Source organism: Lysinibacillus sp. CD3-6 (genome assembly GCF_006351725.2).
Lineage (GTDB): Bacteria > Bacillota > Bacilli > Bacillales_A > Planococcaceae > Lysinibacillus.
In genome coordinates this window covers 2,073,311-2,097,518 of the sequence record NZ_CP085880.1, presented here as the reverse complement: position 1 = coordinate 2,097,518, position 24,208 = coordinate 2,073,311, and the positions used below count along the sequence as shown (strand labels likewise).

Below are 24,208 nucleotides of genomic sequence, written 5' to 3'. Positions count from 1 at the left end.
CTAGAAGAAAACTATTCCACAGCATATATATAAAATGTATATTAATAATCCAAGTGCCAATTGAAGGAGTGATTATACTGAAGGCAATTATATTTATCGGTACAAACAAATCTGGATCTAGTCGTGAAGCGATAAAAGCAGCAGAAAGGTTGGGTTACTTTACCGTACTTTTCACAAACAATCCAAAACAATTACAACAGAGAAAAGCCTACCCAGACATTCATAAAATGGTTCTCATCGATACTTCCAATATAGAAGATATGATAGAAGAAATTCACAATTTGTTTGATACCGGATTAGAGATAAAATCCATTGTTAGTTTTGTAGACCCATTTGTTCATATTGCCTCTATTTTATGTGATGAGTTTTGTCAAAACTATACGTCGTCAGCTGCTATTGAAATGATGGAAGATAAAGAAAAAACAAGGAATCTATTAAAAGATCAACCTTATTCCCCTAAATTTGTTCTAAAAAAACCACACGAATCATTTACAAATAATATGGTATTCCCACTAATAGTCAAATCACCTAAATCAACAGGTTCTAAAGACGTACTGTTTGCGACAAATAAAGACCAACTCGATACACACCTTACATTTCTCCAAAATAAAAATCCTGGGGAAACCATCATGATTGAAGAATATATTGATGGTCCTCAATATTTAGTTGAAGCCCTCGTTTATAAAAACCAAGTTCATACAATCGGCATTATTGAACAAGAGATTACACAAGGAAAGCGATTTATTATTACAGGCTATGGTGTACTTGCAGAAGTACCACCACATATTCAAAAAGGTATTGAAGAGGTACTCCATTCGATCGTTGAAGTATTTGATATTGAAAATGGAACATTGCATTTAGAACTCCGTTTAACAGAGAATGGATGGAAGCTCATTGAAATAAATCCTAGAATTTCAGGCGGCGCTATGAATAACATGCTACATGCCGCATTCGGATTTAGTTATGTTGAAGAAACGCTTAAGTTATTTTTAGGTGAACAACCTAATGTAAATCCACGTCATAATAAGTTCATTTTTACAAAATATGTGATTGTAGAAAGTAAAGGTGTGTTAGAAAGAGTCATTGGGAGAAATAAAGCTACGAAATCAACAGGGGTTGTAGATGTGTATGTAAAGCCTAGAAAAGGAACAATTTTAACCCCTCCATTATCTATGGGGCATCGCTATGCCTATGTTATTGCCGAGGGTAAATCGTTAGCTCAAGCTAAAAATCATGCGATTACAGCCGCTAAAGAAATAAAATTTCTAATACGAGCCTTATAGCGTTCCATATAAACAGTTTTTGCGAATGTAGCTACATGCTGCTACATTCGCAAAAATAAAGAAATAATTACGCAACTAAGTATTGTACATATTATTTTTAATTCCGCATTAACACAAACACCCCGAGTAGTTGACCTATTAAATTGGCAACTGCTCGGGTTATTTTATTTATTCCTTAAATGTATCATCTAAAAATTTAACCGTTTCAAACATATTAGTTTTACTTGCGCCCTTCACGAGAATCGTGTCATCAGGTTTAACAAGTTTCTCTAGCAAGGCATGTAATTGATCTTTGTTCGTATAATGATAGATATTCTCTTGTTTCATCCCTTTAGCCTTTGCTGCTGCACCAATTTCCTCTGTCCTGAACCCATAAGTAATTAAAAGGTCAATACTTTGGTCAGCAATATGTTCACCCAATTTACGATATTCTTCTTCTCTTAAATCTCCTAATTCCCGCATCTGACCAATTATTGCAATCCGCCTCTTCTTTCCGACATTTGTCAGTACCTCAAGAGCAGCTCTTACACCTTGAGGATGCGAATGCACAGTATCATCTATTACTGTAATATTTTCGCGACAATTATACACTGTCAATCTGCGTGGTGGTTTTTTGAAATGCAAGCCGGCTTTTATGTCCTGCGGTGTAAAACCTAAATAATCAGCCACAGCAATTGCATTTAGCGCATTATATACATGATGTTCGCCTAAAATTGGAATAAATAATTGGATTTCCTGCCCTTGGAGTTTCATTTTAAAGGACATACCATTTTCTTTATATTGAATATCATAAGCTCGATAGTCTGCGTCCGTCTTTACACCAGTTGTCAGTATTTTTCCCTTAAATTGATCAGTTAATAGATATTTCGAGTTTTCATCGTCTTTATTCAAGATAAGTAACCCTTGTTGGTCCATACCTTGTATCAATTCAGATTTAGCTTTGGCAACTAGTCTAACATCACCATCAAAGTTACCAACATGTGCAAGACCGATATTTGTTACGATACTAATATTCGGTTGAATAATGCTACAGTGATTCGTAATAATCCCTGGATAAGCCATTCCATATTCTAGAACGACGGCTTGATGAGAATCATTAATTTCTTCAGCATGTTTTTTAGTATGTTCTGTCGTATTCCAATAATCTTTCGATTCAAAAACATTCCATTTTTTCGATAATATAGATCCTAAAAATGCCTTAGATGTTGTCTTCCCTGCACTCCCAGTAATTGCAATAATTGGTTTTTCAGTTTTTGCTGCACCATAAGTCGGCTTTGGCTCTACAGGCTTAGGTATTGGCTCTACAATCGTAGGCTTTGGCTCTACTTGTTTAGGTTTAGAATCTACGAGATTTGGTTTTTGTTTGACCCTTGCTTTTTTTACATGCGGTTTGTTTTCTGCTAAGTATTTTGCGTAGCGAATTGAATGAATCACGACATCTAATTCTAAATAAAATGCTGGTGGACAGCCTGGACGCCAGTTTACTTCATAGACCCATATTCTTTGTTGTGCATCTAGTCCAACATCAATGCCAATTTCGTCTATGACTTCGCCAAACTTCGTCATTTGAATATCATCTAGATGGCGTGCCAATGATAATGAAAAATGCTCTAACATACGTCGAATATTATAAGCTTCTTCCTGGAACTCCTGCTCCAAAAACGGATCTAAATAATTTGTATATCCCCCATTGTTTATATTCGGAATTATCGAGCCATGTGGCGCTATACGTGGATAAACAGTCGTCACAACCCATTTTCCCTCACCATTTTTTTGCACATGGAGACGAAAATCATAAACTTGACCCGATTTCATTTTTGATTGAATATATGGTTGCATAATGAACGTTCCCGTAGCAAGAAGCTCATTTACTAATGCGTTCAACTGAGGTTTTGAATACATACGGTTATCACTATTTTGTCTTACTTCGAAAGTATCCCCTATTTTTATAATGAAATAAATTCCTTTACCTTTCCGACCATCAATCGGTTTAAATACTATTTTTTTATGATGGGCGATATAACTATGAAATACATCAATATTCTTTACTATTTCTGTAGGAATAATATATTTCTCAAATTCTTTCGCTTCTTTTAATCGCTCCATGACATTCCATTTATTCCCTATAGAATGTGTAGTAAATGGTATTTCCTTTTTCAATTTATTTATAATATCTTTTGACACCGATAATTTTTCTGGACTTCCAGCATTATAAATGACATCTGGAAAGGGCATCACTCTTTCTTGCCATTGCCCATCTTCTAATACCTTCCCATTGATAGTACGGTTGTCAAAGTTTACCTTTCTAGGTGTAAAGTAAAAAAAATCTACCCCTTCTGCTTTTGCAACTGCAGCATATGCATATGACTTAAGAACAGTTTTAGGATCTAGACGATGATGCAACATTCCTATAATTGTCATGCATTAATCTTCCTTTCTATAGATTCTTTCTATTAAATTCAGATTACGCAGCTTGCATATGGACAGATGCTCTAGTTTTTCAATTATTTTAGTAGTTTTACTATAGGACATTTCTTACCACTTAGGCTCAATGATGAATTTCTTTTTTAATAAATCAGGATTTAATAACTGAATTGCTGAAATACTGCCTAGCTCAATGGACTTTTCTGTAGTTGTTCTTTCGAGTCGTACAACATCGGCAATTGAGTTCGTTTCATTGCCTTCATAATCATAAGCTCGTAACAGTGAAATCGTTCCTCGGCAACGCTCCTTATCCACTTCTTCAATACGGAAATATTCTGTTTCAAATTGTTTAACAGTATCTATTAATCGTAAATGTGCTCCATTGTGCGTTATTAAAAAAAAGGGAATGGTATCACTACCAACGATTTTTACAAGAAGCTGACCATAATATTTCGAATGAAAATTTGTGATTATATCCTGAAGTGCTTTTATATCGTATAGCGCTTCACTTACAAAGTGGGTTCTTCCTTTTCCAACACTCATTGTCCCCAGCCCCATCCTGTTCCATTTTCGCAATGTATTATTACACGAACGATAGCAAAATATTTATTTGTCCTTTCTCGTTATAATATGTACGTTATCGAAATATGACGACATAATTTAGAAGATAGCATTAAAAAATAACGGCGTTTTACATAAAAAAAGAATGCTAGGAGTTTACCTAGCATCCTTCACAATATCGAAAGTAATTTCCATGCACTTTTCCCGCGAAAGTACCCTAATTCCGCGATTCAGGTGCTTTTTTCCGCGATTTTAAGCTTTTATTCCGCGATTTTAAGCGATTATTCCGCGGTTCGAAGCGGTTTTTCCGCGAAGTACTTTAATTTCGCGATTCAGGTACAACTTGTTGATTTCCTTGATTAAGTAAGATTACACCACCGATAATTAATGAAATGCCAATTGCTGTATAAAGATTAAAAATATCGCCCCAAATAACAATGCCTATAACGACTGTTAAAGCTGTACCAACACCAGACCAAATTGCATAGGCTAAACTTAATGGTAAAGTTTTTAAGCATAAGGACAAGCAATAAAAAGAAATGCCATAACCAAATGCAACGGCGATGGACGGCCCAACTACGGTAAAGCCTTCAGATAGCTTAAGCATTGTAGTCGCAAATACTTCACAGACAATAGATATAGCTAAAAATATATACCCTTTCATTCTAAAATCCCCCTAATGGCTACCGCCAGCGATGTTTAAAATTACCACCCCTATAATAATTAAAAATATACCCGCAAGCTTTTTAACATTAAAATATTCTTTATACAGTACAACGCCTACAACAGCTGTTAACGCTGTGCCTAACCCTGCCCATATTGCATAGGCTGTGCCGATTGCTAAAGATTGCAAAGTTAATGATAGAAAATAAAAAGCTGCGCCATAGCCTATGACCACACCGAGTGAAGGTAACAGCCGCTTAAATCCCGCAGTGAGTTTCAACATAGAGCTAGCAAAAACTTCAGAAACAATAGCTATGAATAAATATCCTAATGCACTCATGTTTCATCATCCTTTCTTGTCATTTGCAATAATTGTTCAAAAACACTGTCTGTTACTTCTTGTGAAACTGGTGCAATATTTAATAACTTCGAATAATACAAACCATCAATTGTTAAGCGAATCATATGAACGATCGATGAATCAAGACCATCGTCCAACAGACTTTCGAGCAATTGCTCATAGGCAATAGAAATCGAGTTATCATCATCGTGGATAATTTGAATGGCGATATTTATCCAAGCTCCCTTTTCATAATCTTGTTGTGACGCTAAGATGAATCCCCTTGTACGTTTACCAGTACCATACTCCAGCTCAGTTAGTGCTTCAAAAGAATCTACAAATTCAGTCATAATGTTTTGTGCAATAGCCGAATAGAGCTCATCCTTTGTTTTAAAATGATACAGGAGTCCTCCCTTACTGATGCTTGCTTTTTGGGCAATTTTATCCAAAGTTAAAGTATGTACATCATGTTCCTTTAAAAATTGGAGCGACGCTTGGATAATGTGAGAGCGTTTTAAATGTGCCTTGGATGTCATCATATCCCTCCTTATAAGCTATCAGAAAAAAACCGTCTGGACGGTCTTTTTATTGTATAAAAATAAAGGAAGTATCGTCAACAAACAAACCCCAAATAGTATGCACTATTTGGGGCTTTGTCAATTTATTCAGATTTACAGTAATCCTGCATTTTCTAAAAATGTCCGTGCTACATCTTCTACACTTTTTCCTTCAACGTTTACTTGATAATTCATTTCACGCATTTCGTCATCTGTTATTTGATTGGCAAGCTTGCCTAACACCTGTTCAAGCTTAGGATACTTATCGAGTGTTTCCTTTCTTAACAATGGTGCTCCTTGATAAGGTGGGAATAACTGTTGATCATCTATTAATACAGTCAAATCATATTGTCGTAACTCGCTATCAGTTGAATAAGCATCTAATAAATCAATTTTGCCCGATTGAATAGCTTGATATCTAAGCTTTGGTTCCATTGTCGTAATAGAAGCAATATTAATGTCATAGCGCTTTTGAATACCTAAATAACCATCCTCACGATCATTAAACTCCAACGTAAACCCTGCTTTTACTGTATTTTGAATTGCTTTAATATCTGATATTGTTTTTAAATCATAGTTTTCCGCCAGTTGTTTTGAAACGGCCAATGCGTACGTATTGTTGTACTTCATAGGGTGGAGCATAACCATATCAAATTTTTCCAGCATGCCTTCTTTTGCCTGTTTATAAACATCTGCTTGGTCATTATTTACTGCTTGCTCTTTTAAAAATTCCGCTATTGCTGTACCTGTAAATTCAGGATATATATCAATACTCCCCGATTTAAGCGCATTAAAGACAAAGGAAGTTTTACCGAGCCCAGGTTTTAATTGCACATGTAAATCTGTGTCATTTTCAATTAATAATTTGTACATATTAATTAATATTTCCGGCTCAGAGCCTAGTTTACCTGCAATCACTATGTCCTCTTTGTCATTATTATTAATGAGTGGCATGACAATTAACACGATTGCTGCCACACAAATCGCACTTAATGCCATAACTGTTCTTTTGAAAGATAGTGATTCTAGCTTTTTCAATAGATAATCAAACACTAGTGCTAAAATAGCAGCTGGTACAGCACCTAAAATGATGAGGGATGCATTATTACGGTCGATACCAAGTAAAATAATATCCCCTAATCCACCAGCACCGATTAATGCTGCAAGAGTGGCGGTTCCGACTATTAGCACCATCGCTGTCCGAATACCTGCCATTATTACAGGCATCGCAAGTGGTAGTTCTACCTTCACTAATCTTCTTGTTGTATTCATCCCCATCGCTAAAGCCGCTTCCTTTAAAGATGGGTCTACTTCATTTATGCCCGTAAATGTATTGCGTAAAATAGGAAGTAGCGCATAGACAACAAGAGCGATAATAGCAGGAGTTTTGCCAATTCCAAGCAACGGAATTAACAAACCTAATAGCGCTAATGAAGGTATCGTTTGTAATGCTGCACTAATCCCAATAACGCTTTCTGCTATTTTCTTTTTATTCGTTAAATAAATTCCAAGTGGAATCGCAATCATTACTGCAAAAAATAGCGCAATAAATGAAATTTGGACATGCTCTATTAATGATGCAATGAGCTGTCCTTTGCGTTCATTTAAGACGTCAAAAAAATTAGTCATTTCCTTCACCTCGTTCTGAGGCTAAAAATTGTAACACCGATTGCCTAGTAATAACGCCAATAATTTCAGTTCCATTCTTGACTACAACACATTCTAGTTGAGCTAATTGCTGAAGTATACTTTGTAAGGAATCTTCGACGGCTACACTATAGTTAACATAATTTTGATGTTCCTCTTTAGCAAATGGTTGTATGACTTGTTGAATGGTAAATACACTGAAGGGATCATCCTTTAGTCCAATAAATTTTTGGACAAAATCATTCACTGGATTTTGTATAATGTCTTGGGGCGTGCCAATTTGGACTATTTCCCCATCTTTCATCACACATATCCGATCCCCGAGCTTCAAAGCTTCTTGCATATCATGAGAAACAAAGACGATTGTTTTTTGTATCGCTCGTTGAAGCTCTAACAAATCGTCTTGTAATTTTGTACGACTTATTGGATCTAGTGCACTGAAAGGCTCATCCATTAATATAATTTCAGGATCTGCGGCCAAGGCACGAATCACGCCAACCCGTTGTTGTTCACCGCCCGAAAGTTCCTTTGGCTTCCGCTCACTATATTTATCTGGTTCAAGCCCTACCATTTCTAATAATTCATGAACGCGTTGCTGGATTGCTGTCGAACTCCATTTTTTCATTTCAGGGACAACCGCAATATTTTCTTCTATTGTCATATGCGGAAAAAGTGCAATTTGTTGGAGCACATAACCAATATTCCATCGTAGTTCATGTATGTTATAATCGCTAATTCTTTTTCCGTTAATTCGTATTGTCCCTTCAGTTAAATGAATTAATCGATTAATCATTTTAAGTAACGTCGTTTTTCCACAACCACTAGGGCCTATAATGACAAAAAATTCTCCTTTCTGGATTTCAAGATTAATGGAATTTACTGCAACTTGGTTGCTACCATATGTTTTCGTAACATTCTCAAATGCTATCATTTTCTAAGCTCCTTATTCATGAAAAGTTCTCACTTGTTTTGATATTTTAACTAGCACCGTTCGTCTCTCCAGTATATCTTTCCACATTCTAAAGAAGATAAACTGCCAAAAGCTTATGGACTTAAATTTTACCTTTAATTTTAACAAATACCATAAATATGAAATATAAATTTATATAGTATACGATACTTCAATATCGTAACAAACGCACATATAACGAAACTTTTTCATATTCAAGTTCGTTCTATTAATAATGAAATTAGTGAAAACCGATGCTTTTTATTGTCTAGTTGTTTTACAATAATAAGAGAGTCATTTATTTTTTAATGGGAAAGAAAGGAGGAAGGTGTTGCTCATATTCAACATCTATACACTACATGAGATTTTTAAAAAAACTATTCATTGGAATGATTGTCATAGCATCTGTGATCGGTATTTCTACTTATATGATGATTCAGCTATTTAAGCCTGCCGATACACCCTTACAAGAGTATGTAGATGAATGTCCTAGTGTTGAAGAATTCATTGGCTCCATTGCAGAAACTGCAAGACAGCTCGGTGCAGAAAATGACTTATATGCATCTGTCATGATTGCACAAGCCATTTTAGAGAGCAAGCAAGGGCAAAGTGGTCTTGGTTCTGCTCCGAATAACAATCTATTTGGCATGAAAGGCAAATATCAAAACGATTCCGTAACACTTGAAACATTTGAGGATGATGGCTCTGGTAATTTAACAACTGTGATGGCTGAATTCCGCAAATATCCTTCCTATGAAGAATCCATGAAGGATTATGTCCGTTTACTTCGCAACGGTGTATCCTGGAACCAAAACTTTTATAATGGTGTCTTTAAAAGTAATACTAAGTCCTATTCAGATGCAACAAAGTTTTTAACTGGCTCGTACGCAACGGATTCATCATATAATGAAAAACTAAATGAATTGATTGCTAAGTACGACTTACAACAATATGACAGCCCTGTAAAAAACAAAAAAACGATTACAGTCGCGGATGGTGACTCTCTTATGCATATCGCTCAGGCCCATAATGTTAAGGTTACATCTATTAAGCAATGGAACCAGCTTCGCACAGATTCTATTGAAGCGGGGCAGCAATTAAATATATATCAATATTAAGTAATTAAACGCTATTTTCAATAGGACACATGCTTTGAGGTATTCAACCGTTCAACAGTTGAATACCTCTTTTTACATTCTCCATTTATAGCGCTTAATAAAATATACTTCCAACTCCTGTAATTGTCGTTGCTAAATCATCACGATATAGTGCATGCTGTTTATCGAGACTATTAATATTAACCTCGTTACCCCCGAGTGATGAATGGACATAAAGGGACTGACCTAAGTACATTGCAACATGACCTGGGAAAAATAATAGATCGCCTTTTTGCATGCCGTCAAATGCTATTTCCTTAATTGGAAAACCTTCGACGATTTTCGCATCTCGGAAAATGGTCACACCATTTAACATATAAGCGATCGAACATAAACCAGAACAATCAATGCCAAGCGGTGACTTTCCTCCCCATCGATATGGTGTTGCTAAATAGCTAAGTGCCGTTTGCACGACATTTTCTCGGAACGCATGCTCCTCAAGGCTATTTTCTGCGACTTTTGGAAGCAGCCATTGTTGACGTATATACCCTAGTTCTCCCGTTGCCAATTGAATAGCCGCCCATTCCTTATTTAACGCCTTATTAGCAATGACTTGCACTATTGACCCTTTTACTAATGTCATCATTTTCGAACTTTGAATTTTCGGTTCATATAACACATCTGCAAAGCGTTGATGAATAACCTGTTGCGCATTTAGAACCCAAGCACTTGTTTTCAAATCGTCTATGAGCAAATGCTTTTTTTCACAATAGCCTTCATAACGGTAGGCCGTTTCAATGCGGACCCAATTGGTCGCTAACTCCTCAATAATTTGAACAGGCATGCCATAAAGGACTTCGTCAATCAGCTCAGAAGCGCTATCTGGTTTTGCATGTAGATTGGCAATCATTGTGATAACAATTGCATTCATGTCGCCTCTCCTTTCTGTCCAATCAGTGTGTCAAAAACAGCCTTCGATAGATGACCTATTATTTGTCGCGCGATATCATTTTCAGTAACTTCTGTCATAAATACGCCAATACTATAATCTTGAACGTCACTGTAGACGATCCCTACATCATGGTCAACGCTTTCAAGACCACCTGTTTTATGGGCAATTTCTACATCATCGGCTATATACCTTCTTAAAGATTCATGAAAACGCTGGCGGCACAAAATATCAATGACAAGCTGACTAAACTCTGGATTTAGTAAGTTTTTTGCATAAATTCGACTAAAAAGATGTGCCATATCTCGCGCACATGTAATATTATCTACACCATTAGCAAGTCGTTCGAAGTCCATCATTTTTCGTTGCACTTGTGTATGCATTAGACCAATTTGTCGACAAAACATATTAATGACATCCATACCGATAAAATCTATTAATACATTCGTTGCTGTATTATCACTTGTTGTAATCATCCATATTAAAAGTTCATTAATCGTACTTGTCGTTATTTTTTGTTCGCTAATTACACTAAAATCGACCCAGTCCTCACGACGTATCGTTATAATTTGATGTAATGATTCATGGTGATTTTGTAAATAATCTAAAACAGCAATAAGTATTGGCACCTTAATTAAGCTTGCACTAGAGAATGGCTCATCTAGACGTTCTGTAATAATGAACTGATTCGTCTTAAAATCTTTTACAAACATATGCACTTTGAACGGCGCGTCATCTATTATGTGTTGAATCGTCTGTTGCATCGTTCACCTACCCTATAACTTTTATTTTTTGCGTTTCTGCATGTACGGTAATTGTTCGCCCTAGAGGAAGTGACATTGTCGGTAAGCAGTGACCACAGGCAAGGTCCATTAAAATTGGTTTCTTCAATGGTACTAAAATCTCCTCAAAAATAGTGTTTAGTGATAAGCTACGTTCGGGATGCTCTGGATGATCTGGTCCGCAATTTGTCCATGCCCCTAGTAACAATCCTTGTGCTTCATCGAGCTTACCAGCTAATTTCAACTGTGTCAGCATGCGATCCACACGTTGCTCGCTCTCATCTATATCTTCTAAAAATAAAATTTTATCCTTAGTATCAATTTCATATGGCGTGCCTAGTGAAGCCGTTATCAATGTTAAATTGCCACCAACAAGCTGTCCTGTCGCCTTTCCAGTAACGAGAGTTGTCATTGGTTGGTGGGGAGGATTTAGCAGCAGGCAGTTGTTATCTGTTGCCATCACTTGCTTCATAAAGGAATCCCACGTAAATTGGTCCATGTTTTGAGCAATAAATTCTGTTGATGGCATCGGCGTATGGTAAGTAACAAAGCCACATTTTTGATTAAAAGCGATATGTAATGCTGTCACATCGCTATAACCTGCAAATACCTTTGGGTTATTTTTAATCATTTCAAAATCAAGTCTTGGTAAAATTTTTGTAGCTCCGTACCCTCCTCGTATACAGAAAACGCCATCCACCTGCGGATTACGGAACATTTCATTCACATCATGCGCACGAAGTTCATCTGAACCTGCTAAATAACCATGTCTTGCACGACACGTTTCACCCACTATTACGTTAAAACCGAGTTTTTCAATACTATCAATTGCGGGGTAAAGCTTTTCTGGTGGCGTAGCACCTGAAGCACTGATCAGTCCGATTGTAGCCCCTTTAGTTAAAGCTTTAGGTCGAATCATTCACTAACCTCCACTTTTTTAGATGTACGATAATTTTCGATTTCCTCTTCGTTCGCTAATACAAAATGCCCTTTCTCAATTTCCACAAATGACGGCGGTGACTTTTCATATCGGTGCTGTAATGGATTATAAATTTCTACTACCTTTGCCCTCTCCTTATATGGATTTGGCTCAGGTACTGCTGACAGCAATGCACGCGTATACGGATGTATTGGATTAGTAAAAAGCTTTTCTGTTTCAGCTAGCTCGACAATATTCCCTTTGTAAATGACGGCAGTACGATCCGTAATAAATCGTACGATTGATAAATCATGAGCAATAAATAAGTATGTTAAGTTATTTTTTGCTTGTATGTTCGACAGCAAATTAAGTACTTGCGCCCGAATTGACACGTCCAATGCAGAAATCGGCTCATCTGCAATTATAAATTCTGGCTCCATCACTAAGGCGCGGGCAATCCCAATACGTTGACGCTGACCACCTGAAAATTCATGTGGAAAACGACTAGCGAATTCAGGCAATAGGCCAACATTTAATAGCGCGTTTTGTACTTTTTGTTGACGGTCAGCCTCATCTTTAAAATTTTTCGTATTTATGAGACCTTCTGAAATAATATAGTCGACCTTTGCCCGTTCATTGAGCGATGCCATCGGGTCTTGAAAAATCATTTGTATTTTTTGCGTAATTTCACGGTCCCAACTTTTAGTGATTTTGCCGTTAATTTTCTTGCCATGATACAATATTTGACCACTCGTGACTTCATTGATGCGCATCATGGCACGGCCAATGGTCGTTTTTCCTGAGCCCGATTCACCCACTAAGCCGAATGTTTCGCCTTTATAAATGTCAAAACTCACATTGTCAATTGCGACAAACTTATTTTTCCCTTTGCCAAAAATAATGTTCAAGTTTTTCACTTCGACTAATACTTCTTTATTGTTCATTGGCATACAGTCTCCCTTCTTCAAAAAACGCTTGTAGCGTTGCGGGAGGTTCTACTTTTGGTGCACGAGGGTCTAATAACCACGTACGTGCATAATGTGTTTCACTTACTTGAAAAAATGGAGGACGTATCTCGTAATCAATCTTTAAGGCAAATTGATTACGCGGGGCAAAAGCATCTCCTTTAATTTCTTTAAAGAGGTTTGGTGGGGTCCCCTTAATAGAATAAAGCTGTTCCCCTTTTGACCCGAGCTGTGGTAATGAAGAAATAAGTGCCCATGTATATGGGTGTTTACCGTTAAAAAATACTTCATGTGTGCCACCAACTTCGATAACATCCCCTGCGTACATCACAGCGACACGATCCGCTACTTTTGCTACAACGCCTAAGTCATGTGTAATATAAACAGTTGTTAGTCCATATTTTTGCTGCAAATTTTTCAAAAGCTGTAAAATTTGTGCTTGAATGGTTACGTCCAGTGCCGTCGTCGGTTCATCACATATTAAAATTTTCGGTTTGCAAGCAAGTGCAATCGCGATAACAATACGTTGGCGCATTCCTCCTGAAAATTCGTGTGGGTATTGTTTATAGCGTTTCTCTACATCATAAATTCCGACGTCCGTTAATAGTTTGAGTGTTTCGTCATAAGCACTTTTGCCTTTTAGCCCTTGGTGTAACACAACACATTCCTCAATTTGTTTGCCGATTGGTTTTAATGGATTCAAAGATGTCATTGGGTCCTGTGTAACAATGGCGATTTCTTTACCACGGATATTCAACCATTGCTGTTCCGTTTTAAATTGTGCTAAATCCATATCGTTGTATAAAATTTGCCCTTGCTCGACAGTGCCGTTTTTATCGAGTAGGCCCATAATTGATTTCATAAGCACTGATTTACCTGAACCCGATTCTCCAACAATGGCAAGACTTTCACCTTTATATAGATCAAGTGAGATATCTCGAATGGCTGTGAGTACTTGACCACGTAGTGTAAATGTAATGACTAAATTTTGAATCGCTAAAATACGAGATTTTGTTTGCTCCACTGCCATTTCATTTCCCCCCTACACATGATTTTTCGGGTCTGCTGCATCTGCAAATGAGTTACCAATAATATAAAATGCTATCGTAATAATGCTTAGTACAATACTGGGGAAAATTAACTGATATCTTAAATCAGGTGACATCATAAGGACACGACCTTCATTAATTAAATTCCCTAGTGAAGGCTCACTAATTGGTAAACCTAAGCCAATATACGTTAAAAATACTTCTGCACCAATTGCAAATGGAATCGCCAGACTCATCCGAAGCATGATGACAGAAATTAAGTACGGGAGTAGATTTTTTATAATAATTCGATAATCAGACGTGCCCAAGCATTTGGATGCTAAATTGTATTCGCGATCTCGTAAAATAACAATCTGATTACGGATAAAACGCGCCATTTCTACCCAACCAGTAATGCACATGGCAATAATTATGGTCGAAATACTCGGACGTAATATATAGGACATTAAAATGAGAACAATCGTTGTTGGAATATTATCTACTACGTTATACAGCTGAGTAATCGGCATTTCTAATTTTCGAGAGAAGCCCCATAATGTGCCGATTGTAATTCCCACAACCGCTTCCACTAATGCGACAACACAGCCTATCATTAACGATGTCCTTGTCCCTGCCCAAATACGAGACCATAAATCCTGCCCTATTGAGTTCGTGCCAAACCAAAATTCTGCGTTTGGTGCAATATTACGTGCCTGTAATCCCGTTTGTTCATCAAGATATATTTCGGTCGGTGATTTTTGAGCTGGCAAATAAGGCTGCAACATGGTGAAAGCTACAATGATACAAACGATTATTAATAACAAGACAGCCATGCGGTTTTTCAAAAAAGATTGCCAGGTAGAACGCCAATAAGAATAGTTGGAGTATGCTGTTTCTTCCGCTTGACGATCACTCGCTTCAAAAAATTCAAATAGCTCTGCACGAGATTTGTCTGAAATATTATCTATCTCTTCGGTATAAATGCTCATTAGCGCACACTCTCCCCTTTCCCTAATTTAATGCGTGGATCAACAAGCGCCATGGCGATATCACCTAAAATTAAACCGATAATTCCCAGTGATGAAAAAACAAGCACTAAGCCTTGTACAATCGTATTATCCTGCCGTTGGATAGCATCAACGAGCAGTCCTCCCATGCCTGGAATAGAATACAATGATTCAATATAAATTGAGCCAGTGATAGTAAAAAGGATTGTTGCTGGCAAATATTGCGCCATCGGAATAAAGGCATTTCGCAATACATGACTAAACATCAGCGTGCGCTCTTTCACTCCTTTTGCACGTGCTAGCTTAATATAATCTTTGTTTAGTTCATCGACCATATAACGGCGCATCCACATCGCATAGGAAGCAGTCGGTGCTAACGCCATTGATATTAGTGGTAATAGCCAAGTAATTGGCCTGTATTCATCAAAGAGCATTGGTAAATGAAAAATATCGGTAATATACATTTGGATTACTAAGTAATACACTGCTGCTGGTACGGCTACGACAAAAACTATGTAGCCAGTCCCTAGCCGATCCAGCCATCGCCCCTTCATTTGAGCCATGAGAATACCCAGTGGCACACCGATAAGAAGCGATAAGACGACAGCCCCTAATCCAAATAACAGTGAATACGTTATTTTATCGGAAATAATTGTGACAACAGGTACATCCGTACGATATGTAACGGATTTGCCTAAATCACCATGCATTAAATCCGCATAAAAATGCCCCAATTGCACTGGCAATGGATCACGTAACCCTAAACTCGTTAAATAGGTTTCCTTTTGAGTTGGTGACATTTTCTCTGCCGCTGCCCCTAAATACCCTTCTTCGGGCATTAATCGTAGTAATGAAAACACAATCGTAATAATAATAAACAGTGTGAAAACGGATTGTAATAAACGCTTTCCTACATACCACAACATATCGAAGCCCTCCCCTCCATATTGATAGGTGTACAAAGCATGAAGGAGATGCCGAATCAGCATTTTCGGTCATCTCCTCTTTATTGAAAAATCACCACTTATTGCAAACGGATTAAATCATGGCAATGATTATTTCACTCTTTTATTTTGTTGCATTGGTTAATGCATTTGCCCTTTCCTGCTCCCACTGTGCCAACGCTTCCTTAAACTCCTCATTACTCATTGGTTTTTCTAACACTTTTTGCCCTTTAAACTTCTCTGCTGTCACACCAAATGGTGAATATTGAGCTTCGAATGGATTTAATTTTGAAGCGACATAACCGCTTCCACCAACGGCATACGGAATGACAAAGGCTTCATCAATTAAGAAAGCTTCTGCTTTAGCAAATAGGTTATAGCGTGCTTCCGTATCAATCGTCGCTTTCGCTTTTTCTAATAAATTCAAGTAGATTGTTTGACCATTTGCTTCTGTATATCCTTCCGCTAATTCTGGCTTATTGTAAGTGCCGTCCACGCTGAAAGGCTCTGTATATGTGGATGGATCCGCATAATCTGGCCCCCAGTTTGCTTCGATTATTGCAAATTTACCAGGACGTCGAACTTCTGATAAGAAGCCTGTCGATGGACCTGCTTCTACAATAATATCAACATAGTCGGCACCTAATAATTTTTCAATTTGTTGTTCAATGACTTGTGTACGATTTGCCCAATCTGGCATCCCAGAGTTGTATGGCATTAATACCTTTACTGGGAATGTCGCCTTCCCTTCCAGTGCAGTCATTGCTTTTTCTTTAAACTCTAATGCTAAATCTTTGTTAAAGGAATCATTACTTGAAATAGAAATCAATGGTTCTAGTTGTGTATAGTCAACACCTTCCACATCTACAAAGTTTTTCGGTGTGATTGTATTACTCAGTAAATCTTGTGGATTAAACGGTTCAACTGTTAGCATCGCTGATACACGATCAAGTGCATGGAATAATGACTTTCTGAAATCTTTATTATTGACAGCGACTTTCCAGTTATCGGGTTCATATTCCGCATCGAATTGTGGATTAAAGTTTAATGCATAGAAATACGAGTAGAAATTATTTTGCGTTTGACGTACTTGTGATTTTTTCTTATCATCATTGAACCATTCGTCAATTATGGAAGTAGGGATATCTGCTGAATCGATTTCACCACGTAAAAACAGCTCTGGAGCAACTGTTGCCGCTTCTTTATTATATTTATAGCGAATCCGATCAATGAGCACGTTACCTTTATCCCAATATGTTTCGTTCTTCACTAAAACACGCTCATTTTGAGGCTCAAATTTATCTAAAATATATGCTCCGTTATATAAGAAATTCTCACGTGTTGTACCAAATTTCTCCCCTTGCTCAGCTAAAAACTTGCCATTCACAGGGAAGAAACAAACATAATTTAACATCGAAAGAAAATATGGTGTAGGCGCCTCTAAAGTATATTCAACTGTCTGTTTATCAATCGCCTTGATTCCTACTTTGGAAAAATCAGTTTGCTCTCCGTTATAGAATGCTTCGCCATTTTTTACAACTGTCGCACTCCATACGGTAGAGGATTCATTTTTTGCATCTAAAACATAGTGGAGGCCATCCACAAAGTCTTGTGCTACAACATCTGCGTACTCCTTACCTTCATGCGTCACCCATTTCACATCATCTCGTAGCTTAAATGTCCAAACCGTTGCATCTTCATTTGAAGACCATTCTTTCGCTATGCCTGGTTGTACGACGCCATACTTATCGTATTCAATAAGTCCATCAACTAGATTAGCAGCAACAGCAAATTCATTTGTTTCAGAAGTTTTTAAATAGTTTAATGTTTTAATTTCTCCAGAATAAACGACCCGATACTCAGATTTTTTCTCGTCTGAAGAATCATTGCTACAGGCAGCACAAAGTAAGGCGACTAGACATACTAATAGAAACCATTTCCTTTTCATCATAAGCATCCCCCTAAGCTTTTTTTATCATGAAAATCCTATTCCAATTGCCTCCGTCATCGATATTCGATTATTGTTAAAAATAGGACTACCTGCAATAGGATCTTTCACACTTAAACTCGATCCGTCTAAATCTATCCTTGTGATATTTTTTATGTTAAAAACTGTAATAGCCGAAGCACTTCAAAATAATCATCTGTAACGAATTCGACTGTGTTATGCGGCTTAAATGTCGCATTCGGATAAAATGAGTTTCGGTAAGCTCGTGTATGGTCACGGTAAATAATTTCCACGACAAATCGGTCGGGTAATGTCACTTGTAAGTCGGTCCGTGATACTTTCATAGATGCTTCTACAAGCCGTTTTGTTTCGCTAATTGCCAATTGAGGACTAACACTTATTGTTGCATTGCCTACCCCTTCCTTTGTGGCAAATGTTATAATGTTACGATTAAATGATTGAATCTCTTCTGTCAGCCCCACATCTCCACTGACAAAAGATACTGGCACACCATGTAAGGCAGCGGCGTACGTATTAATGAGAAATTCACTTGCATATTCGCCATTTATTTTAATATCTGCAAATACACAAAGCGTGTGTGCTAATGGATTACGCTCACTTCCACCTTTACTGTGATACCCGATGAAAATAGCACGATCGAAGCTACTATCCAGTCCAGCTACCATACACATCGGATCATATGTCCAACCGCGAATGACTTTACAATTGATAGGCAAATTCGAAATATCGATATTGCGAGCTGAATCATGGGCATCCTTCAATAAAATCTCTGTGGCACCACCAACTATCGCACCTTCAATGGCGGCCTCAACTTCCTTCGTCATCTGCTTCTGAAAAAAATGATAATCTGGTGCATTCAGTTCTGTCTCACTCCACGAAGTTGTTCCTGTAATGCCTTCAATATCTGCACTTATATAAACTTTCATAAATATCGATACTCCTTCATTAAATAATTTTCAACCTTTGCTTCAATAGCACCATAACTAGCTTCCTTAGCATTTACCCTTGTCGCCCAAGCAATATTGTGAAAATCATAATGCCACCATTCCTCAGCATAATTCGTAAATCCTGCCGCGGTCATACAGTGATACAAAAGACGGCGATGAAAACATGCTTGCCTATTTTCATCAGAATGCAGTTCAAAATAGCGCGTTGCAGATTTTTCACTCATTTCATCAAATGCTGTCCCAAGATCTAGGGCATTGCCTTTGTCATCTCCGAGTGTTAAATCAATGGCTCCCCCTGTAACATGCGGAACAAAATGTTCTTGGCCTTCGTTTGGAAAAGCAACAAACTTTAACGTTTCTTTAAAAACAGTTTCTTCTGAGAAATGAGCATTTTGATATTGAATTTGTTTAGAAAATTTAGCAAACAAAAATTGTTGCACCTGAAGTGGACGGTATCCGTCATATAAAATAAAGCTATAGTTTTCAGGCAATAGCATTATAGCTTGCTGTAATCGCTCAAAAGCTTCTTTGCGCAAATAAATGGATTGTAAACTGCTAACAATTTGTTGTTGGTAATATATAGGCTGAGTAAATATTCTAGGGTGTAGGTTGTCAATTTTAATTAATGGCTCGAAGTTTTTTCTAATTTTAGGAGTTGATTGATTCGTCGGAGTAGCGCTCAGTTCGATTGGCTGATGAAACTTTTCTTGCATCGTACCCACCTCTTTGTAGGAAACATGTAAAATTATTAGATAATTCAGTATTTTCATTGAATATTAACACACCACTTAATTGTTGACTAGATAAAAAAAGAATAATTACAAATTATTAGCTATTCTCTACTGATTACACAAATTATGCTACAAATAGGAAAATAATTAATGCATATGGCGTTTTTTTTGCTATTTTATAGTAATTTAGCGAAATTCCATATTGAAAGTTATAGAATCTAACCGAAATATATCAAATAATGGCATCGCGTTTATTTACCTATAATTGTAGTTGAAAAGGAGGTACCCTATGGATATAAAAGTGATGGCAGAAGTTTATCGATTAGGAATAGCAATAGGATATTTTACGGTACAAGATGTAATTGATTGGGCAGACGCTCTGATTGGAAGTCTTGAACAACCGCCATATGAATTAATCGATATTTCATTATCCTCAAAAGCAAAACCGATTGATGTCTGTTCATTATTACATTCCTTTTATGGAAGTCCTTTCAACGATTCCCCTTTGTACATCATGCTCAGCATGCTCAGTAATGAACATACCTCTTCAAACAATTTAGCTAAAGTGGCGGCAATGCTTTTTGAATTAATTGACTTTATCCAGTTAGAGGATTGTTCAAAGGGGATAATAATAGATTTATTGCATTTATCAGATGCTTACTATTTAGCAAAACAAGGAATATATGGTGATATACAAGCAGTAGAAAACGACATTAAGAAATTTTTACAGTCCTTTGAGATTTAATGCAAAAAAGCTACTAAACACCTTTGTGTTCAGTAGCTTTTCGTTCAAGTATGAAATGTATAGGCTTCTACTATATGACCGTCTCGACCAGTAGTTGTTTGTGCCTGTGAAAGAGAATTTAAAATGGCCTCCTCTGTAACTTCGGCAGCTGCGATAAATAACTGATTCATAATCGGATGGTCTTCACGTAGTTGCTGTCGTGTTTCTAAATATTGATCCGTCTGATGCGAAATTAGCCTTGCTGTCGTAAAGCCAATCACTATATCACCACTACCATGTGAATAATGACTGCCTGTTCGTCCAAGTCCGATTCCACAGCGTTTAATCACACGTGTTAATTGGCGACTACTAAGCGGGGCATCCGTTGCCAGAACAATGATAATTGAGCCATCTGTTGGTGATAAAACCGAGTTACTGTGAGCATTTAGAACATTGTAGTGTTCCCTTAAAAACTCCGAACTGTGGCCAAAATTACTTAAAACGATACAACCAACTGTATAGTTGATCTCATCATGTTGTTCCATTGTCACGATACGCGATGATGATCCTATTCCGCCTTTATAGCCGAAACAAATCATACCTTTTCCCGCTCCAACAGCACCTTCTTCTGCTCTATCTTCAGATGCCTTATGAATCGCTTCGACTGCGTGATTTGGTGTAACTGGACAAGCCCGAATAGAATTTAAATAACTATCATTACATTCCCCCACTACTAGATTAATCGTCCCTGTACTATCACCAATTTCACTATTTGTCTCTAACATATATTGCAACGTTCCTTGTGTTACAGCGGGCACACCAAAAGTATTTGTCAGCATAATTGGTGACTCAATCACCCCTAGCTCATTTACTTGAATAAGACCCGTTGTTTTACCGAAACCATTTAATACATAACTTGCCCCTGTCACTTTCTGTTGAAATAAATTTCCACCATGCGGTAAAATGGCTGTTACACCTGTACAAGCATATGCTCCGTCTTCCTTTAATCTTTCGTCAAGTGTGACATGACCTACTTGCACACCTTGCACATCGGTAATACAATTTTTTTCACCTACTGGTAACATACCTATTGTAATTCCCATTTCCCGCACTTTTTTAGTCATTTTATCGCTCCTTATCAAAAAGCCCTCTCTATTCTAGTGCCTTCTCTACAGCCGCTAACGCATGAATGATAGTCGTATCAAAAACAGGGACTAAAACATCTTCTTGCTGAATTAACAATCCAATCTCAGTACAGCCTAAAATAATGCCTTGTGCGCCAGACTTCACAAGATTGGCTATAACCTGTAAATAAGTTTCTTTTGAAGTTGGTTCAATTTTTCCTAAACATAATTCTTCATAAATAATTCGATTGATGACTGTTCGTTCTTCTTCATTTGGCACTATTACGTTAATACCAGCCTGTTCGATTCTAGTTTTATAAAACTCTTGTTCCATCGTATATTTTGTACCAAGCAATGCAATTGTTTGTATACTAGCCTGTTGAATTTGAACAGCTGTTGCATCAGCAATATGTAAAATGGGTATCGTAATATTCGTCTCAATAATATCAATTACTTTATGCATTGTATTTGTACAGATGACAATAAAATCGGCACCTGCTTTTTCTAACGATCGTGCCGCTTCCCCTAATATTTCTCCTGCATTTTGCCATTGTCCATTCGCTTGATAATGCTCGATTTCTTGAAAATCGACATTATATAAAATACACTTTGCTGAATGTAAGCCACCTAATTGCTGCTGTACCTTCTCATTAAGTAGACGGTAATACATTGCTGAAGACTCCCAGCTCATACCACCAATTAATCCAATCGTCTTCAAATTATCAACTCCTTATTTATTAAAATCCTCTTTCGCTTCTAACGTGATTTCATCATAAATTTTTATTAAAATAGAAGAAAAAAACTACTTTCTTTGCCAATAACAGCGTTTTCCGTGAAACTTTATACTAATAATAGTCATTTCGTCTTTACTATTTATAGGTATAAAAGAAAAACCAAGTTCAATACTAAATTGAAAAGAATATTACATTTACTGTAGTCGACACCTGCTTTCCTTTACTCCCATTTTACCACCATATAAATATTTACAAAATAACAATACTCTTCAAAATTTAAATATCATTTTATTATTATGAATTTTTAAAAATTTGATGTTTAATAAAAAAAAAGTGTAAAATAAAAACTTATTGAAAAAGGAGGAAGACAAATGGAATGGATTTCAAATATTGTAGATGGCACGAATAATATATTATGGACGTACCTCTTAATTATATTATTATTAGCAGCTGGATTATATTTTACGTTTGGCTCTAAGTTTGTACAAATACGTCTTTTCCCTGAAATGTTTCGTTTAATTACGGAGAAAAGAGATGGTGAATCTGGTGTTTCTCCGTTTCAAGCTTTTACAATTAGCGCGGCGTCGCGTGTAGGTACTGGTAATATTACAGGTGTTGCACTTGCTATCGGTGTTGGTGGTCCTGGTGCAGTATTTTGGATGTGGATTATTGCCATCCTCGGTATGGCTACAGCTTTTATTGAAAGTACACTCGCTCAAGTTTATAAAGTAAAAGACGGCGATACTTTTCGTGGTGGTCCTGCCTATTATATAGAAAAGGCATTAGGAAAACGTAAGTTAGGAATCGTTTTTAGTATTCTTTTAACATTGAGCTTTGGCTTTATTTTTAACGCTGTACAGTCAAATACGATTGCAACTTCTGTAGGTGAAGCATTTAATATTAGACCTGTTATTATTGGCATTCTATTAGTAGTGTTAACGGCCATGATCATTTTCGGTGGTGTACATAGAATTGTTAAATTTACACAAGTAATTGTACCTGTAATGGCCGTATTTTATTTACTCGTTGCACTATATGTCGTTGTAACAAATTTAGGTGAAATTCCAACAGTGTTCAAGCTTATTTTCTCTCAAGCATTTGGACTTCAGGAAGCCACTGGTGGTGCTATAGGTATAGCCATTATGCAAGGGGTTCGTAGAGGATTATTTTCTAATGAGGCTGGTATGGGTAGTGTGCCAAACGCAGCTGCAACAGCTAATACCTCACACCCCGCTAAACAAGGACTTGTGCAAAGTTTAGGCGTATTTTTTGATACAATTATGATTTGTTCAGCAACTGCCTTTATTATTATTTTGGCAGGCTTATATAAAACAGGTGAAAGTGATGGCATTATTCTAACGCAAAACTCATTAGCCGTGCACGTTGGCGATTGGGCACCTTATTTTATTGCAATTAGTATTATTTTCTTCGCATTCAGCTCCGTTATTGGTAATTATTATTACGGCGAATCAAATATTGAGTTTATCAATGCACATAAAGGCTGGATGACTCTATATCGCTTTTTAGTATTAGCCATGGTAATGTTCGGTTCAGTAGCTCAAGTACAACTTGTATGGAACTTAGCTGATTTATTTATGGGGCTAATGGCGCTAATCAATATTACGGTTATTATGATTCTCGGTAAAATCGCTTTCCGAGTTTTAGATGATTTTACGCAACAACGTAAAAAAGGAAAAAACCCTGTCTTTTACGCAAAGTCTATCCCAGGATTGAAAAATACAGATTGCTGGGAAGATGATCGAAAATAAAAGAAACGCCATCCATCAAGTTAAACTTGATGGATGGCTTTTTAAATGCCATTTTATGTGCCTGTCACCTAAAAAATTCTTAATTTTCTATCAAT

The 24,208-nt window shown here is 37.0% G+C and carries 23 protein-coding genes; 4 read left to right on the top strand and 19 right to left on the bottom strand.

The genetic code is table 11. The features are described 5' to 3' along the window. Positions 1-77 precede the first annotated feature (77 nt). Positions 78-1,283, top strand: a complete 1,206-nt coding sequence (locus tag FH508_RS10110; RefSeq protein WP_172771921.1) for an ATP-grasp domain-containing protein — start codon at positions 78-80, stop codon at positions 1,281-1,283. Between the two features lie 168 nt (positions 1,284-1,451). Here FH508_RS10110 and FH508_RS10105 read toward each other — a convergent pair whose 3' ends face one another. The 7 genes from FH508_RS10105 to FH508_RS10075 all read right to left on the bottom strand — a co-directional run bounded on the left by FH508_RS10105 (position 1,452) and on the right by FH508_RS10075 (position 8,406). After that, positions 1,452-3,704, bottom strand: a complete 2,253-nt coding sequence (locus FH508_RS10105) for a YheC/YheD family protein (protein WP_172771206.1) — start codon at positions 3,702-3,704, stop codon at positions 1,452-1,454. Positions 3,705-3,818: 114 nt separating this feature from the next. Beyond that, complete coding sequence (locus FH508_RS10100) at positions 3,819-4,250, bottom strand: CotY/CotZ family spore coat protein (RefSeq protein WP_172771205.1); 432 nt, start codon at positions 4,248-4,250, stop codon at positions 3,819-3,821. 337 nt (positions 4,251-4,587) lie between these two features. After that, positions 4,588-4,932 (bottom strand): DMT family transporter, encoded by a 345-nt coding sequence (locus tag FH508_RS10095; RefSeq protein ID WP_172771204.1) that lies wholly within the window; start codon positions 4,930-4,932, stop codon positions 4,588-4,590. Between the two features lie 12 nt (positions 4,933-4,944). After that, entirely contained in the window at positions 4,945-5,271 is a 327-nt protein-coding gene (locus FH508_RS10090) for a DMT family transporter (RefSeq protein WP_172771203.1), read from the bottom strand. Next, positions 5,268-5,810: a TetR/AcrR family transcriptional regulator gene (locus FH508_RS10085; protein WP_228134474.1), complete on the bottom strand. Its 543-nt coding sequence runs from the start codon at positions 5,808-5,810 to the stop codon at positions 5,268-5,270. Before FH508_RS10085 ends, FH508_RS10090 begins: the two co-directional genes overlap by 4 nt. 132 nt (positions 5,811-5,942) lie before the next feature. Beyond that, complete coding sequence (locus FH508_RS10080) at positions 5,943-7,457, bottom strand: ABC transporter permease/substrate-binding protein (protein ID WP_172771201.1); 1,515 nt, start codon at positions 7,455-7,457, stop codon at positions 5,943-5,945. Then, positions 7,450-8,406, bottom strand: a complete 957-nt coding sequence (locus tag FH508_RS10075; RefSeq protein WP_172771200.1) for an ABC transporter ATP-binding protein — start codon at positions 8,404-8,406, stop codon at positions 7,450-7,452. The genes FH508_RS10080 and FH508_RS10075 overlap by 8 nt, the downstream gene beginning before the upstream one ends. A 377-nt stretch (positions 8,407-8,783) precedes the next feature. Between FH508_RS10075 and FH508_RS10070 the strand changes: the two genes are divergently transcribed. Then, positions 8,784-9,542 carry a glucosaminidase domain-containing protein gene (locus FH508_RS10070; RefSeq protein ID WP_172771199.1) on the top strand — a complete coding sequence of 253 codons (759 nt, stop codon included), beginning with the start codon at positions 8,784-8,786 and terminating at the stop codon, positions 9,540-9,542. A gap of 94 nt (positions 9,543-9,636) precedes the next feature. Here FH508_RS10070 and FH508_RS10065 read toward each other — a convergent pair whose 3' ends face one another. The 10 genes from FH508_RS10065 to FH508_RS10020 form a co-directional block, all read right to left on the bottom strand. Then, a complete protein-coding gene (locus FH508_RS10065) occupies positions 9,637-10,452 on the bottom strand; it encodes an SH3 domain-containing C40 family peptidase (RefSeq protein ID WP_172771198.1) in 816 nt (271 codons plus the stop codon). Next, positions 10,449-11,234, bottom strand: coding sequence for a serine hydrolase (locus tag FH508_RS10060; RefSeq protein WP_172771197.1), 786 nt, complete (start codon positions 11,232-11,234; stop codon positions 10,449-10,451). The genes FH508_RS10065 and FH508_RS10060 overlap by 4 nt, the downstream gene beginning before the upstream one ends. A gap of 7 nt (positions 11,235-11,241) precedes the next feature. Continuing rightward, positions 11,242-12,171: a S66 peptidase family protein gene (locus FH508_RS10055; RefSeq protein WP_172771196.1), complete on the bottom strand. Its 930-nt coding sequence runs from the start codon at positions 12,169-12,171 to the stop codon at positions 11,242-11,244. Continuing rightward, complete coding sequence (locus FH508_RS10050) at positions 12,168-13,115, bottom strand: ATP-binding cassette domain-containing protein (RefSeq protein WP_172771195.1); 948 nt, start codon at positions 13,113-13,115, stop codon at positions 12,168-12,170. Before FH508_RS10050 ends, FH508_RS10055 begins: the two co-directional genes overlap by 4 nt. Next, a complete protein-coding gene (locus tag FH508_RS10045) occupies positions 13,105-14,166 on the bottom strand; it encodes an ABC transporter ATP-binding protein (protein ID WP_172771194.1) in 1,062 nt (353 codons plus the stop codon). The genes FH508_RS10050 and FH508_RS10045 overlap by 11 nt, the downstream gene beginning before the upstream one ends. Positions 14,167-14,178: 12 nt before the next feature. Next, positions 14,179-15,153, bottom strand: coding sequence for an ABC transporter permease (locus FH508_RS10040; RefSeq protein WP_172771193.1), 975 nt, complete (start codon positions 15,151-15,153; stop codon positions 14,179-14,181). Next, complete coding sequence (locus FH508_RS10035; protein ID WP_172771192.1) at positions 15,153-16,097, bottom strand: ABC transporter permease; 945 nt, start codon at positions 16,095-16,097, stop codon at positions 15,153-15,155. Before FH508_RS10035 ends, FH508_RS10040 begins: the two co-directional genes overlap by 1 nt. Before the next feature lie 142 nt (positions 16,098-16,239). Next, positions 16,240-18,066, bottom strand: coding sequence for a peptide ABC transporter substrate-binding protein (locus FH508_RS10030; protein WP_228134473.1), 1,827 nt, complete (start codon positions 18,064-18,066; stop codon positions 16,240-16,242). Positions 18,067-18,215: 149 nt separating this feature from the next. Further along, the gene (locus FH508_RS10025; protein ID WP_172771191.1) at positions 18,216-19,010 is read right to left on the bottom strand and encodes a M55 family metallopeptidase; all 795 of its coding nucleotides are present in this window, start codon (positions 19,008-19,010) and stop codon (positions 18,216-18,218) included. Next, the gene (locus FH508_RS10020) at positions 19,007-19,744 is read right to left on the bottom strand and encodes a M15 family metallopeptidase (RefSeq protein WP_172771190.1); all 738 of its coding nucleotides are present in this window, start codon (positions 19,742-19,744) and stop codon (positions 19,007-19,009) included. Before FH508_RS10020 ends, FH508_RS10025 begins: the two co-directional genes overlap by 4 nt. A gap of 307 nt (positions 19,745-20,051) precedes the next feature. On the opposite strand from FH508_RS10020, the gene FH508_RS10015 reads away from it, so the two are divergent. Then, a complete protein-coding gene (locus FH508_RS10015) occupies positions 20,052-20,507 on the top strand; it encodes a hypothetical protein (protein WP_172771189.1) in 456 nt (151 codons plus the stop codon). Positions 20,508-20,551: 44 nt separating this feature from the next. Here FH508_RS10015 and FH508_RS10010 read toward each other — a convergent pair whose 3' ends face one another. Both FH508_RS10010 and FH508_RS10005 read right to left on the bottom strand, forming a co-directional pair. Further along, positions 20,552-21,610: a DmpA family aminopeptidase gene (locus FH508_RS10010; RefSeq protein ID WP_172771188.1), complete on the bottom strand. Its 1,059-nt coding sequence runs from the start codon at positions 21,608-21,610 to the stop codon at positions 20,552-20,554. Between the two features lie 28 nt (positions 21,611-21,638). Then, the gene (locus FH508_RS10005; RefSeq protein ID WP_172771187.1) at positions 21,639-22,328 is read right to left on the bottom strand and encodes an aspartate/glutamate racemase family protein; all 690 of its coding nucleotides are present in this window, start codon (positions 22,326-22,328) and stop codon (positions 21,639-21,641) included. 387 nt (positions 22,329-22,715) lie between these two features. On the opposite strand from FH508_RS10005, the gene FH508_RS10000 reads away from it, so the two are divergent. Then, the gene (locus tag FH508_RS10000; RefSeq protein ID WP_172771186.1) at positions 22,716-24,113 is read left to right on the top strand and encodes an alanine/glycine:cation symporter family protein; all 1,398 of its coding nucleotides are present in this window, start codon (positions 22,716-22,718) and stop codon (positions 24,111-24,113) included. The last annotated feature ends 95 nt before the right edge of the window (positions 24,114-24,208 follow it).

What these genes read in the sequence shown, in the direction of transcription:
- FH508_RS10045 (WP_172771194.1), bottom strand. Translation starts at nt 14,166, where the DNA reads ATGGCAGTGGAGCAAACAAAATCTCGTATTTTAGCGATTCAAAATTTA.
- FH508_RS10085 (WP_228134474.1), bottom strand. Translation starts at nt 5,810, where the DNA reads ATGATGACATCCAAGGCACATTTAAAACGCTCTCACATTATCCAAGCG.
- FH508_RS10020 (WP_172771190.1), bottom strand. Translation starts at nt 19,744, where the DNA reads ATGCAAGAAAAGTTTCATCAGCCAATCGAACTGAGCGCTACTCCGACG.
- FH508_RS10100 (WP_172771205.1), bottom strand. Translation starts at nt 4,250, where the DNA reads ATGAGTGTTGGAAAAGGAAGAACCCACTTTGTAAGTGAAGCGCTATAC.
- FH508_RS10050 (WP_172771195.1), bottom strand. Translation starts at nt 13,115, where the DNA reads ATGAACAATAAAGAAGTATTAGTCGAAGTGAAAAACTTGAACATTATT.
- FH508_RS10030 (WP_228134473.1), bottom strand. Translation starts at nt 18,066, where the DNA reads ATGATGAAAAGGAAATGGTTTCTATTAGTATGTCTAGTCGCCTTACTT.
- FH508_RS10010 (WP_172771188.1), bottom strand. Translation starts at nt 21,610, where the DNA reads ATGACTAAAAAAGTGCGGGAAATGGGAATTACAATAGGTATGTTACCA.
- FH508_RS10070 (WP_172771199.1), top strand. Translation starts at nt 8,784, where the DNA reads ATGAGATTTTTAAAAAAACTATTCATTGGAATGATTGTCATAGCATCT.
- FH508_RS10105 (WP_172771206.1), bottom strand. Translation starts at nt 3,704, where the DNA reads ATGACAATTATAGGAATGTTGCATCATCGTCTAGATCCTAAAACTGTT.
- FH508_RS10080 (WP_172771201.1), bottom strand. Translation starts at nt 7,457, where the DNA reads ATGACTAATTTTTTTGACGTCTTAAATGAACGCAAAGGACAGCTCATT.
- FH508_RS10015 (WP_172771189.1), top strand. Translation starts at nt 20,052, where the DNA reads ATGGATATAAAAGTGATGGCAGAAGTTTATCGATTAGGAATAGCAATA.
- FH508_RS10095 (WP_172771204.1), bottom strand. Translation starts at nt 4,932, where the DNA reads ATGAAAGGGTATATATTTTTAGCTATATCTATTGTCTGTGAAGTATTT.
- FH508_RS10060 (WP_172771197.1), bottom strand. Translation starts at nt 11,234, where the DNA reads ATGCAACAGACGATTCAACACATAATAGATGACGCGCCGTTCAAAGTG.
- FH508_RS10000 (WP_172771186.1), top strand. Translation starts at nt 22,716, where the DNA reads ATGGAATGGATTTCAAATATTGTAGATGGCACGAATAATATATTATGG.
- FH508_RS10065 (WP_172771198.1), bottom strand. Translation starts at nt 10,452, where the DNA reads ATGAATGCAATTGTTATCACAATGATTGCCAATCTACATGCAAAACCA.
- FH508_RS10035 (WP_172771192.1), bottom strand. Translation starts at nt 16,097, where the DNA reads ATGTTGTGGTATGTAGGAAAGCGTTTATTACAATCCGTTTTCACACTG.
- FH508_RS10055 (WP_172771196.1), bottom strand. Translation starts at nt 12,171, where the DNA reads ATGATTCGACCTAAAGCTTTAACTAAAGGGGCTACAATCGGACTGATC.
- FH508_RS10090 (WP_172771203.1), bottom strand. Translation starts at nt 5,271, where the DNA reads ATGAGTGCATTAGGATATTTATTCATAGCTATTGTTTCTGAAGTTTTT.
- FH508_RS10025 (WP_172771191.1), bottom strand. Translation starts at nt 19,010, where the DNA reads ATGAAAGTTTATATAAGTGCAGATATTGAAGGCATTACAGGAACAACT.
- FH508_RS10040 (WP_172771193.1), bottom strand. Translation starts at nt 15,153, where the DNA reads ATGAGCATTTATACCGAAGAGATAGATAATATTTCAGACAAATCTCGT.
- FH508_RS10075 (WP_172771200.1), bottom strand. Translation starts at nt 8,406, where the DNA reads ATGATAGCATTTGAGAATGTTACGAAAACATATGGTAGCAACCAAGTT.